Annotated in this window: 11 protein-coding genes; 4 read left to right on the top strand and 7 right to left on the bottom strand. The window is 67.9% G+C overall.

The genetic code is table 11. From position 1 onward, the window contains the following. Positions 1-2 precede the first annotated feature (2 nt). The 3 genes from JZ792_RS03765 to JZ792_RS03755 all read right to left on the bottom strand — a co-directional run bounded on the left by JZ792_RS03765 (position 3) and on the right by JZ792_RS03755 (position 2452). Positions 3-1061, bottom strand: coding sequence for an alpha/beta hydrolase (locus JZ792_RS03765; RefSeq protein ID WP_216906849.1), 1059 nt, complete (start codon positions 1059-1061; stop codon positions 3-5). Next, entirely contained in the window at positions 1058-1195 is a 138-nt protein-coding gene (locus tag JZ792_RS03760; protein WP_216906847.1) for a hypothetical protein, read from the bottom strand. Before JZ792_RS03760 ends, JZ792_RS03765 begins: the two co-directional genes overlap by 4 nt. A gap of 315 nt (positions 1196-1510) precedes the next feature. Beyond that, the gene (locus tag JZ792_RS03755; RefSeq protein ID WP_216906845.1) at positions 1511-2452 is read right to left on the bottom strand and encodes an RsbRD N-terminal domain-containing protein; all 942 of its coding nucleotides are present in this window, start codon (positions 2450-2452) and stop codon (positions 1511-1513) included. 589 nt (positions 2453-3041) lie between these two features. On the opposite strand from JZ792_RS03755, the gene JZ792_RS03750 reads away from it, so the two are divergent. Continuing rightward, complete coding sequence (locus JZ792_RS03750; protein ID WP_216906843.1) at positions 3042-4592, top strand: acyl-CoA carboxylase subunit beta; 1551 nt, start codon at positions 3042-3044, stop codon at positions 4590-4592. Positions 4593-4617: 25 nt separating this feature from the next. On the opposite strand, the gene JZ792_RS03745 is transcribed toward JZ792_RS03750, so the two are convergent. Together JZ792_RS03745 and JZ792_RS03740 are read right to left on the bottom strand one after the other, a co-directional pair. Continuing rightward, positions 4618-5208, bottom strand: coding sequence for an Rv1733c family protein (locus JZ792_RS03745; protein WP_216906841.1), 591 nt, complete (start codon positions 5206-5208; stop codon positions 4618-4620). Then, positions 5205-5855, bottom strand: a complete 651-nt coding sequence (locus JZ792_RS03740; RefSeq protein ID WP_216906839.1) for a TetR family transcriptional regulator — start codon at positions 5853-5855, stop codon at positions 5205-5207. The genes JZ792_RS03745 and JZ792_RS03740 overlap by 4 nt, the downstream gene beginning before the upstream one ends. A 426-nt stretch (positions 5856-6281) precedes the next feature. On the opposite strand from JZ792_RS03740, the gene JZ792_RS03735 reads away from it, so the two are divergent. From JZ792_RS03735 to JZ792_RS03725, 3 genes are all read left to right on the top strand, one after another. Continuing rightward, a complete protein-coding gene (locus JZ792_RS03735; protein ID WP_216906837.1) occupies positions 6282-8381 on the top strand; it encodes an AMP-binding protein in 2100 nt (699 codons plus the stop codon). 171 nt (positions 8382-8552) lie between these two features. After that, on the top strand, positions 8553-8759 hold the full coding sequence (locus tag JZ792_RS03730) for a hypothetical protein (RefSeq protein WP_216906835.1): 207 nt from the start codon (positions 8553-8555) through the stop codon (positions 8757-8759). Positions 8760-8764: 5 nt separating this feature from the next. After that, positions 8765-9298, top strand: coding sequence for a DUF3558 domain-containing protein (locus tag JZ792_RS03725; protein WP_216906833.1), 534 nt, complete (start codon positions 8765-8767; stop codon positions 9296-9298). Positions 9299-9308: 10 nt separating this feature from the next. Here JZ792_RS03725 and JZ792_RS03720 read toward each other — a convergent pair whose 3' ends face one another. Both JZ792_RS03720 and JZ792_RS03715 read right to left on the bottom strand, forming a co-directional pair. After that, on the bottom strand, positions 9309-10394 hold the full coding sequence (locus JZ792_RS03720; protein ID WP_308165128.1) for a fused (3R)-hydroxyacyl-ACP dehydratase subunits HadA/HadB: 1086 nt from the start codon (positions 10392-10394) through the stop codon (positions 9309-9311). A gap of 61 nt (positions 10395-10455) precedes the next feature. Further along, positions 10456-11883, bottom strand: a complete 1428-nt coding sequence (locus JZ792_RS03715; RefSeq protein ID WP_216906831.1) for a lipase family protein — start codon at positions 11881-11883, stop codon at positions 10456-10458. Between the last annotated feature and the right edge of the window lie 56 nt (positions 11884-11939).

Below are 11939 nucleotides of genomic sequence, written 5' to 3'. Positions count from 1 at the left end.
GGTCACTGTGCTCCCGGCAACCCCAACGCCGTCGACAGCACCTTCCACGCGCGCGGCAGCTGCGCCTGGAAATCGACCCAGGTGTGCATTCCCGCGTCGGAGTAGTCGACGGTCGCGGGAATACGCAATTCGCCGAGTCGCGCGACAAGCCGCTCGGTGCACGCCCGCGCGCCCGCCTCGAGCGCGACGCCACCGCCCGCGACGGTCAGCGCGTCGACGATATCGGGTGACTGGGCCACCGCGACGAGGTCGGCGTGGGTCGGCGCACCGGAGGCGGCGGACAGGTACACCGCGGTCCCGCGCAACCGCTCGGCGTTGAGCACGGTGTCGTGGGCCACCCATTCCGGGGAGTTGGCCGGACCCCAGAGATTGTCCGCGTTCCCGCCGCGTGAGGCCACGGTGATACTGGTGACGGCGTGGCCGAGCGGGTCCGCCGTCGAATAACAGCCGCTCATCCCCGCGACCGCGCGATACTGTCCCGGATGGCGCTGCGCCAGCATCATGGCCGCTTGGGCGCCCATCGATACGCCCGCGATCGCGCGATCGCCGTCGGATCGCAACAGCGATTCCACGATGGGCGGCAATTCGGTGGTGAGGAAGGTCTCCCAGCGATTGAGCCCGAGCGCGGCGTCGTGGCGTTCCCAGTCGCTGTACATACTGCCGGTGCCGCCGCTGGTCAGCACCACGTCGACCGGTTTGTCCGCGAAGAACTCGGCGGCGCCGCCCTTGGTGAGCCATCCCGAGACCGGATCGCCGTCGACACCGTCGAGCAGATAGAGGGTCGGTCGCGGCTGGTCACCGGCGCCGCGCAGCACGTCGACGTCGATGACGCGGCGCATGGCCGCGGACGCGATATGCAGACGTTCGTGCCTGCCGCCCATGTTCTCGCTGCTCAGCAGCCCGGTGCGGGTCATCTTCGGGTCGATCGGCGGCGGAGGCGTGACCGAGGGGACCGGATTCGTCGGTTCGGCATCGCTGACCTGCGCGCCGACGAAGGCGACCGAGGCCGCGACGGCGGCGGCCATGACGGCGGCGGTGGTGATCGGTACTCGTGTGCTCATGAGACGCGGGCGGTCCGATTCGCGCGGCGGGCTTCCGCGGTCTCCCGGCGGCGGAAGGGCGCGGCGCCCTCGTCGAGCAGTGTGATCACGAAGGCAGTGTGCGCTACCGAGCGGCGTTGTGCCACCCAGGCCATGCGGGCCGTTCCCCGGCGCCGATCCGTGGCGGTCCCGGCGGCGGGATGCCCGCGGTCGCGGCGTGGAACACCGTGCGGCGAAAGGACTTCGGGACAGGTAACGTCCGTGCCGCGCCATGTGTCGGATTTCCGCACGCACGGCACGTCGACGCTGGTCGACGGGGTACTCACTCGCAACTCCTTCTGCCTGACGTGGAGTCCGGGCACACTGTGAGACTAGGTCGGCCGAGCCCGTCTCGAAAGACGATTACCCAGCTGCTGGTCGGTATCACAATCGCGGAGTTCGGAGGGGTCGACCGGTCACAACCGGCCGGTTCAGCGGTCGCCGATCCCCACGGCGTCGGCTTCGACCACGGGGTCGGTGGACTCGACCGGATACAGTCCGGGCGGTCTTCGGTCCTTTCTGACCCGGTCGAGCAACTCGTGCGCGCGGGCGGCCAGCTCGGGGATGCGCTCGGTGCGTCCCGCGACGACCGTGGCGGTCAACGGCACCTCGGCCACCGCGCTGACCAGTTCCAGTACTTCGGCCGTCATCGCGAGCGGGGTCAGCGCGCTCGCCGCCTCGCTCGGTACCAGCACGGTCCCCCCGTCGGTGGACAGCAGCGCCAGCGCGCGGGAGCCGAACGGGTCGGCCAGCGCCGACTGGACCCTGCGCAATTTCCTGCGGGCGGCCGCGTGACCGCTGCCGGGCCGCTTCTCGTCCGGATGCCGGGGTATCGATACCGCGACCACCTGGTAGACCGGGGCGATCGTGATACCGGTCTGCTTGGCCAGCTGGGCGACGCCGTGCCCGCCGAGCAGTGCCGAGACCAGGGTCTGGGCCGCGGTCTGGTGCTCCTTGGCGACGAGCCGATGCTCCTCGACATAGGCCGCCGACGCGGCCACCGTCACCATTTCCAGCGCCTGCACGATGAGCCGGGTGCCCGCGACCACCTGTTCCGCGTCGCCGTCGCCCGCCGCGGCGGCCAGGAATTCGAGGCCGGAGCGAATGCCGTCGTGATAGGCGCCGAGGACCGATTCCAGCGCGATGCCCTCGCGCGCCCATCGCACCGCGGATCCGGCTATCTCGTCCGGTTGCCTGACCGGCGTCGACCGTGGACCGAGCGTTCGTACCGCCGCGGCCAGACAGTTGCGCGTGACTCTTGTCAGATCACCCGTCGGATCACCGTGCGCGGCGCCACGTGGACGAGATGCCAGATGTTCGACGAGTCTGCTCTCCAAGGTCTTGATTCCGGACCCGGTTTTCATACCCACCATGACTACCGAAGACTAGCCACCCTCGCCTGGAATTACACTCCGCACACCCCGAACTTGGTATCTCATCAGGCTTTACACCCGGCCTTGGGCGAAATCACAAGCAGATCACGACGTTTCGCCCGACGGCGTTCGCAACTGTCTCAGGTAATCGTCCGATACCGGAATTCGCAATAGTTTTCGCGAATTGACGAGCAACTCGTCAGCCACCGTTGCGCGGTGCGTTCACGACCCCCGCGACGCGCAGGGAGCGCGTCCGAGGTGGCGGGTGCGCGGCGCCGGCCGCGCAGATTCCGACGCCGCGCAGCAGCAACGGTAGAACTCGGGACCGGCGTCGGCGGCATGCTCTGTAACAGTCACCAGCGGAAGGCCGATCTATCGGGATCGAGCACAAGGACCATCCGGTGCGGCGCGAGCACGCGCCGCTACCCTGAAGTGAGTGGAGCGCACACCGCCGTGAGCTGTCGCATCAGTTTCCCAGTACAGCTGTGCTGCGCGTCTCATCACGACTAGCATCGAGCGCCGCACCCGAAAACGGCTTCACGCCGACGGACGGGCAGCAACACCGAGTTCGAAGGACAACGCAGAACAAATGAGCGGTACGCGAGAAAAGCTGGAGGAACTCCGGGACATCCTGGAGCTCGCCGAGGAACCCGCTGGCGAGACCGGCATCGCGAAACGCAAGAGCAAGGGCATACCCAGCGCTCGGGAGCGCGTTCGCGCGCTGTTGGATCCGGGGTCGTTCGTGGAAATGGGCGCACTCATGCGTATGCCCGGCACCACCGGCGCGATGTACGGCGACGGCGTCGTGACCGGACGAGGATTGATCGACGGCAGGCCGGTCGTCGTGATCGCCCACGATCAGACGGTGCACGGCGGCTCGGTCGGCGAGATGTTCGGCCGCAAGGTCGCCGCCGCGATGGAATTCGCGCAGGAGAACGCCTGCCCGGTGGTGGCGATCAACGATTCGGGCGGCGCCCGTATCCAGGATGCGGTGGCTTCGCTGGCCTGGTACGCGCTGATGTGCGTGCGCCAAGGCGATCTGTCGGGTTTCGTGCCGATGGTCGCGGTCATGCTCGGCAAATGCGCCGCGGGCTCGGTGTACGGCCCGGTCAACATGGACGTGCTGGTCGCGACCGAGAAGTCCTACATGTTCGTCACCGGACCCGAGGTCATCAAGGCGGTGACCGGCCACACCGTCACCGCCGAGGAACTCGGCGGCGCCGCCGTGCAGGCCGAGATCGGCACCATCCACCATGTCGCGCCCGACGAGCAGGCGGCCTTCGACTGGGTTCGGTCGTACCTGAGCTACCTGCCGTCGAGTTGCCTCGAACAGCCGCCCGTCGTCAATCCGGGGCTCGAGCCGGAGCTGACCGCGCACGACCTGGAACTGGACTCGATCATTCCCGACGCCGACAAGGTCGGCTACGACATGCACGAGATCCTGCTGCGGATCTTCGACGACGGGGCGTTCCACGAGATCGCCGCGGCGACCGCGCAGAATCTGATCACCGGTTTCGCCCGCGTCGACGGGCGCAGTGTCGGCGTCGTCGCCAACCAGCCACAGGTGCTCGGCGGCGCGCTCGACGCGCAGTGCTCGGACAAGGCGACCCATTTCATCCGGCTCTGCAACGCCTACGGACTGCCGATCATCTTCGTCGTCGACACCCCCGGCGTGCTGCCCGGTGTCGAGGAGGAGAAGGCGGGCGTCATCAAACGCGGTGGACGCTTCTTCCGGGCCGTCATCGAGGCGACCGTGCCGATCGTGACCATCGTGACCCGTAAGGCCTACGGCGGCGGCTACGCGGTCATGGGCTGCAAGCAGCTCGGCGCCGATATCAGCCTGGCCTGGCCCACGGCCCGGATCGCGGTCATGGGCGCCGAGAGCATGGTGGGAATCATCGGGCGCAAGCAACTGGAGGCCGCCCCCGCCGACCAGCGGCCCGCGGTTCGTCAGCAGATGATCGACTTCTACAACGCCACCATGGCGACCCCGTGGATCGCGGCCGAGCGCGGATACATCGACGCGGTGATCGAGCCGTCCCAGACGCGGCTCGAGATCCGCAAGGCACTGCGACTGCTGCGCGACAAGGACGCGGTGCGCAAGCACAATCCGCGCAAGCACAGCCTCTTTCCCGTCTGATCGTCGACCGGCCGGTCGCGCGCGGTCAGTTCGCGTCGCGACCGCCCCAGGTGATGCCGACGGTCTCCCATTCGGTTTCCCAGAGCCGCGACCGTCGTCGATCCAGACCGCGACGCACCAGCAGATAGGCGGCGGCGCAGGCGAATACCGTCGTCGCGACGACGGCGCTACAGGTGAGCACCGCGCGGCTCAACGGCCGCGTCGGCGACGGCGGCTGCACCGGACGGCCGGTGTCGTTCAACCAGATCGGCACCACCGCACCGACTTTCACCATGACGTCGCTGTGGTAGTCACCGGCGTGTTCGGTCCCGTCGGGGTCGCGCCACGACACCTGCACCGGGGTGATCGGCGCGTACAGCGGCGCCTTGCCGACCTCGGTCACCGTCGCGTCGACCCGGTGCAGCCGGGCGGTCTCCTGTTGCACCGCACGACTATCCGTGCCGTAGATCGGCCGCCCGATGAGCAGTACCGCCAGCGGCACGACCGCCACGGCCGCCACCGTGAGCAACAGCGCGACGACCGCCTGCCATCGGTCCTCGCGCCTGCGCATCGGATTGCGGTCCAGGCCGACGCGGCGGCAGGTCCGGCGGACGATATCGACAGACCCGATCGTCATGACCGTGACTCCTCGACTCGGATTTCGGTGACAAGCGCGCCGAGGGTCGCGAAGAATCGGTCGACGAGCCGGGGCAGCGCCGCGGGGTCTTCGCCGTCCGCCCATGCCCTCGACGCGGCGAGCAGCATGCCCGATCCCGCGGCGACCGCGGCGGCCGGACGCAGATCCGATCCCGCGTCGACACCGAGACGTGCGGCGATGATGCGCACCGACTCCTGCCCGCCCTCTGCCCTGATCCGCTGATAGCCGGCGAACAGCGCGGGTTCGGACTCGATCCGCCGGAACAATTCCCACCGACGAATCAACCGTGACGCGTCGACTCCGCCGTATTCCGCGGTCAGCCAATCGTCGACCGCGCCGCGGAAGGCGACCAGCGGCGGTTCGGTGGCCGGACGACGCGACAGCGCGTCGTTGAGCCGGTGCACGTCCTGGTCGACATCGCCGAGGACGGCTTCCTCGATCGAACAGAAATGCCTGCTGAAGGTCCGCCGGGTCACACCGGCGCGTTCGGCGATCTCCTCGACACCGAGCGCACCGAAGCCGCGCTCGGCCAGCAGGTCGAACGCCGCACGCGACATGGCCTCGCGACTGCGGCGGGTGCGCAGCCTGCGACCGTCCGGATCGACGTCACCCATGGTCGACGTCATCGTCGGTACCCATGGCACCATCCTACAACTATTGTCCCAATGAGACATTTGATTCGCGGTGCGGTCACCGGTGACGACCACGCCCGCTCCGCGCTCCGGACCCTCCCGCACCCTCATGCAGGACGGATAGCCGCACGACATCGCGGTGAAACGGGCGGATCCGCCGCAAGGTTTGTGAGTTGTCACGAATTGTCGCGGAAATGCGGGCGCCGACCCCGCGGGAACTTCGGCGCAATATCCGGCGCGGAACGACCGGAGATAATCGAATAGTGTCCGAGCACAGTCCGATTCGAGCCGCGTCGTGACCGCCGACAAGCCTTCCACCAGCCCTGATCATGGCTGCTTGACCGCAGTTGAATCCAGGGTTACAAATGAATTCTCCGCCGACCCGAGCTGTTCGAACCGGCCGACGAGAATTGCACGCCAGTGGTTACCGATGTCATCGACGTGGTCGCGGAGTTCGCGATCGATCGCACCGCAGTATGGGATCTGTTGCTGGAGCCGCAGACGTATCCCAGGATTTTCCCCGGCATCGGAGCGTGCGAACCGCTGGAGAGCGTCGACGGACACACGATGCTGCGCTTCCGGGTCGGCACCGCCGAACTCGGCATCCGCACGCACACCGTGCGGGTCGTGATCGGCCGCATCCGCGACGGGTTCGAACTACAGTGCCCCACCGAGGGCAGTTTCGCCTCCGTGCGATTACTCGGAGACGACCAGCGCACCCGCGTGATCATCACCTTCTTCGCACCGACCCGCATGCATCCGGCGCTGGCGGACATGTCCAACGCCGTCGTCGCCGACTGGACCCACAACGGCTTACAGCGGATCGAGGATCTGGTACTCGGCGCGAACACCTCCGTCGTGGTCAACGGCGAGGATTCGCCGGTGCGCAGGCGTGCCGAGGTCGCCAAGCAGATCGTGTCGAGCGGAGTGATGCGCACCTACCGGATCGATCGCGGCATCAAACAACTGCGGCGACTGTCGGAGTGGGGTTTCAATCTCGCGGGCGGCTACGCGGCCGCGGCGGCCTACTCCCCTGCCCGGGCCGCGATGGTCGACGGACATGTCACCAGGACATTCGACGAGATGCACCGTCGCACGAACGCGCTCGCCGCCGCCATGCACGCGAACGGACTCGCCGCGGGCGACGCGATCGGCCTGCTGGCCAGGAATCACGGCGGCATGGTCGAGGTGATGGTCGCCGCGGGCAAACTCGGCGTCGACGTCGCCCTGCTCAACACCGGTCTGCCCACCCGCCGCATCGAGGAAGTCGTCCAGCGCGACAAACTGTCCGCACTGTTCGTCGATGCCGAATTCGATCACCTCGTGCAGTACCTGCACTCCGATATCGCACGCTACGCCAGCGATATCAGGGCACCAGGCACCGGCCACCTCACGGTGGACGACCTGATCGAACAGCGACACGAGACCTTTCCCAGGCCGACGCACCCGGGCAAGCTGATCGTGCTGACCTCGGGCACCTCGGGCACCCCGAAGGGCGCGCGCAGGCCGCATCCCAAGGGTTTCGCCACGGTCGCCGCCCTCCTGTCGCGCATACCGATGCGCATCGATGACACCATGCTCATCCCCGCCCCGCTGTTCCACACCTGGGGTCTGGCCGCGTTGCAGCTGAGCACCGCGCTGCGCGCGACGGTGGTACTCCCCGCCCAGTTCGATGCCGAGGACTGTCTGCGGCTCATCGCCGAACATCGGGTCACCACCTTCATCGCGGTGCCGATCATGGTGCACCGCATTCTCGAACTGCCGGTGCACATCCGAGAGCGCTACGACACCTCGAGTCTGCGGGTGGTCGCCAGTTGCGGTGCGCCGCTGGCGGCGAACACGGTGTTGCGTTTCATGGACGGCTTCGGCGACATCCTCTACAACGTCTACGGCTCCACCGAGGTGTCGTGGGCTTCCGTCGCGGACCCGTCCGATCTGCGCGCCGCGCCGACCACGGCGGGCAGACCTCCGCTCGGCACCAGGGTCGCGGTACTCGGCCCCGATCTGAAGCCGCTCCCGGTCGGCGCGACCGGCCATATCTTCGTGAGCAACCACATGCTCTTCGACGGCTACGTCAACTCGGCGCCGCCGAACGAAGCGGACGGCATGATCGACACCGGCGACCTGGGCTATCTCGACGCCACGGGTCGGCTCTACATCGACGGCCGCGATGACGAGATGATCATCTCCGGCGGCGAGAACGTCTTCCCGCGACCGGTGGAGGAGGCGCTCGCCTACCTGCCCCAGGTGAGCGAAGTCGCCGTGGTCGGCGTTCCCGACCTGGAGTACGGTCAACGTCTGGCCGCGTTCGTCGTCAAACACGAAGGTTCGGGCCTGGATTCGGATATGGTCCGCAGTTACATCCGGCATCGGCTGAGCAGATTCTCCGTGCCGCGCGATGTCACATTCCTCAGTTCGCTGCCGCGCGGTGAGACCGGCAAGATCCTCAAGCGGTTGCTCATCGGTCCCGGTGCCGCCGACCCGCCCATCATCGGCACGGTCGCGCCGGGCACACCCTGAGCGAAGGGCCGCCGCGCGCAGGCCGCGGCCTCCGGCATCCGTTGCGCTACTGTACATTTCATGACGCTCGAGCAGTGTCGCTGTGAGTACGACGAAAGTGTCCCGAACAGCGCCGATTCGACGGAACCGGCCTTAATCTCGAGATATGTCAGCCCTCGACCAGCTCGAAACATGAACGCGCACAGCTCACCGGGCATCATCGTCCGGAGCAACGAGATACTCAACTTCTTCGGCAAATGCCCGGCGTGCGGATATCCCGCGCGAGCGAGCGACGCCAGGGGCGTGCGGACCGTCAGCCCGCTGCGCGCGACGGTGTCGGCCACCTGCGAGCTGCCGTGCGGCTGGTCCGGGCAACTGCCGCTCACGATCATGACCTGATCGGCATGCGGTTGCGTACCTCCTTCGCGCAGCGGGTACTTCGCGTCGCGCTGCTGATCGGCTGCGTCGCGCTCGCCGGGTGCGGCGCCGCCACCGCACCGACCGCCGCGTCCGGCGCAGGTCCGTCCTGGGATCCCTGCGCCGAGATCCCCGACGCGATGATCGGCCGGGTCGGGTTGGACCCGGCGTCCGAGCGCAGGGATATCGCCATCGCGCCGGGACCGAAGTGGGCGGGGTGCGGCTGGAGCGGCGCGAGTACGGCGCTGCGGATCTTCTCGGCCGACCGCGAGTCGGCCCGGGATGTGCGCGAGGCACCCGGCGCACACGACTTCGCCGAGGTCACGGTGGCGGGACGCGCCGGGGTGCGCTACCGGCCGGACTACGCCGACCCCACCGCGGACTGCGGTCTGGCCTTCACCACGGCCACGGGCGGTCAGATCCGGCTGCGGCTGGACGTGCGGCCCGATCCGGCGACCGCCACTCCGGCCTGTGATCTGCTGACGCGCACCGCCGAGGTGCTGGTTCCCGTCCTGCCGTGATCGGGCCGGATCAGCGCAGCAGTACTTCGGCGGTGGCGCGTCCGAACAGTTTGCGCCGTTCGCACGTCGCCGTCAGTGCGATGGTGGCCGAGCGTCTGCCGACATCGATCGCCTTCACCCTGCCGCCGAATTCGATCGTGCTGTGCCGGTCCGATTCGACCGGAACGAATCCGGCGAACCGCACCGAGTACCCGGTCACCGCGGCCGGATCCCCGAGCCAGGACGTGAGGTAACCCGCGCCGAGACCCATGGTGAGCAGACCGTGCGAGATCACCGCGGGCAGTCCGGCCGCCTGGGCGACCTCGTCGCTGAAATGGATGGGGTTGGCATCACCGGAGACACCGGCGTAGTTGACCAGGTCACCACGGGTGAGCCGCACCCGTAGCGGTGGCAGCTCGGTGCCGACGGCGAGATCCTCGAAGGTGGGCATACTGCGTGAGCGGCGACCGGGCGGCAGCGCGAACAGCCGATCCGTGTCGACCTGCTCGTGATACTCGAGCAGGCCTGCCGCGCTCAACGGATCGATGTCGGCTCGCGCGTCGCGCCGGTCGCTCGATGATCCGCCGCTCAGGATCACCCCGTCGACGGCACGGGCGAGTTCGCCTGCCACGGTCGCCCCGGTCTGCGCGACCACGGTCGTGTGCGCGGATTGCACCGTTTCACCGTAGTGGTCGGTGAGGAGGTTCTCGACGACCATGAAATCCTTGTCGCCGAATCGCCGGAACGACTCGACGTGGGAATCGCAACGCAGCCGATCACCCGCGACGAGCGGGCGCCGCATCCGTATCCGCTGCTCGGTGTGGAGCACCTGGCCGAGGTCGTAGCCGGTGAGTACCGACTCGAACAACATGCGCTGCAAGGTGATCCAGAGGATCGCCGGAAAGGTCAGCGGCGCGATCAGGCCGTCGTACCCCAGCGCGGCGGCCGCGCCCTCGTCCCGGTGCGCCGGATGCTCGTCGCGTACCGCTCTGGCGAACTCGCGGATCTTCTCCCGGCCCACCTCGTAGTGATCGACCATCCGGTAGCGACGTCCGACCAGGGCTGCTGCCTGCTCGGACGGGGTCATGGCTGGGGTGACGGTGGTAGAGGCGCTCACGTGGGTAGATCGCGCGCCGACGCTCGAACGCAACGATCCACCCCGTTATCGGCCGTTCCGATCAGCACTCGTTCGGCGCGGGCACCCCTCGCAGACGCTCGTCCATCCAGAGGATCGCCTCGGGGAAACCGAGCCCGCCCGCGATGACGTGCTCCCCGAGCACACTGCGATAGACGGCGCTCACCCCCAGTGCGCACTGCTCTCGGAAAAGGTTCCGCGCGCCCTCGGCGGGGATCCACCACTCCTGCTCACCGTTGTAGATATACAGCGGCACCGGCGATTTGATGCCCTCCATCCTGGTCTCCCGATAGATCTGCGCCGCGAATTCCGAATTCAGCGGATCGGGGAAATTCGCCGCGACGTCGATCGGCAACAACAGCAGGCCAGCGGCGCCGAAGACGTCGGCGCACAGATCCTTCACCGGCGAGGTCGCGATCCATTGCGCGAGATTGTTCATCCGGCCGAGAATCTCGGTGCGCTCGCGGGCGATGCCGAGCACCGCGCCCATGAACACCCCCGAAGCCAGATTGGCGTTCATACTGCGCGACAGGATCTCGTAGTCGGCGGGCACTCCGCCGACGACGGCACCCACGACGACGTCGACCAATTCCGGTGCGTAGTCGGGCATCACCTTCACCGCGCCGTGCGTCGCGATCGCGCCTCCGGAGTAGCCGATCAACCCGAAGCCGCTGTGCCCGAAGTCGTCCGGAAGCAGTCCGCGCACCGCGCGAATCGAGTCGAGGATGGCGTGACCCGCGACGACCGGTTCGGCGTAGGCCATCCGCGGTCCCTCGTGGTCGGGAACCAGGACCGCGTATCCACGCAGCAGGGCGAGTTGGATCGCGGGCGGAATGTAGTCCGTCACGCTGATATCGCTGTCCCAGCCATTGGCCATCGTGTAGCCGGGCGTGCAGTCCCGGCCCAGTCCGTTGATCGGCAGATTGTTCACCAGCACCGGTCGACCGCCCGGCCCCGGCCACGCGCCCAGGGGCGTGACGAGTGTCGCGGTGGCGAAGGAGGGTCTGCCGTAGACATCGGTCGTACGGAATTTCAACAGCAGCGCCCGATCGAACGGCATCAGGACGAGCGCGCCCGCGGTGGCGCTGACATCACGCACCTCGATCAACTGTCCCGGCGCGAAAGTGTCGAGATCGGCGGGCCATTCGTCGAAGATCGGATCGCGCACCGGGGACGGCAGCACCGCCGCCCGCAGGGCCGCCAACTCGGGTTGGCCGTCCGCCACCTCCACCTGCGGTGAATTCGGTGGTGCGGCCGCGACGACGGGCGGTGCGGGAATCACCGCGTCGATCCACTGTTGCAGGCCCGGCAGGATCGAACCCGAGGTGTCGACCAGCGGCGGCAGGCCCGAAAGGTCGGGCAGCGCGGGCAATCCGGGAATCACGGGCGGCGGCGGCTCGGCATGGGCTCGACCGGACACGGCCGGGACGACGAGCAGCATCGTGAGGAACAGGACACGCAGAAATCTCATAGCACACGCCTCTGGGTGCGATTGCGGGTTCGCTGCGCCCCGGCGTGTGCGGATTT

The organism is Nocardia noduli (genome assembly GCF_019038455.1).
In the GTDB taxonomy this organism is placed as follows: domain Bacteria; phylum Actinomycetota; class Actinomycetes; order Mycobacteriales; family Mycobacteriaceae; genus Nocardia; species Nocardia noduli.
The sequence above is the reverse complement of the archived record's forward strand: the minus strand, read 5'-3'. Positions and strand labels throughout refer to the sequence as shown.

Excerpts from the sequence above, each read along its gene's own strand:
- JZ792_RS03730 (WP_216906835.1), top strand. The coding sequence starts at position 8,553 with ATGAACGCGCACAGCTCACCGGGCATCATCGTCCGGAGCAACGAGATA.
- JZ792_RS03740 (WP_216906839.1), bottom strand. The coding sequence starts at position 5,855 with ATGACGTCGACCATGGGTGACGTCGATCCGGACGGTCGCAGGCTGCGC.
- JZ792_RS03745 (WP_216906841.1), bottom strand. The coding sequence starts at position 5,208 with ATGACGATCGGGTCTGTCGATATCGTCCGCCGGACCTGCCGCCGCGTC.
- JZ792_RS03765 (WP_216906849.1), bottom strand. The coding sequence starts at position 1,061 with ATGAGCACACGAGTACCGATCACCACCGCCGCCGTCATGGCCGCCGCC.
- JZ792_RS03725 (WP_216906833.1), top strand. The coding sequence starts at position 8,765 with ATGCGGTTGCGTACCTCCTTCGCGCAGCGGGTACTTCGCGTCGCGCTG.
- JZ792_RS03755 (WP_216906845.1), bottom strand. The coding sequence starts at position 2,452 with ATGGTGGGTATGAAAACCGGGTCCGGAATCAAGACCTTGGAGAGCAGA.
- JZ792_RS03750 (WP_216906843.1), top strand. The coding sequence starts at position 3,042 with ATGAGCGGTACGCGAGAAAAGCTGGAGGAACTCCGGGACATCCTGGAG.
- JZ792_RS03760 (WP_216906847.1), bottom strand. The coding sequence starts at position 1,195 with ATGGCCTGGGTGGCACAACGCCGCTCGGTAGCGCACACTGCCTTCGTG.
- JZ792_RS03715 (WP_216906831.1), bottom strand. The coding sequence starts at position 11,883 with ATGAGATTTCTGCGTGTCCTGTTCCTCACGATGCTGCTCGTCGTCCCG.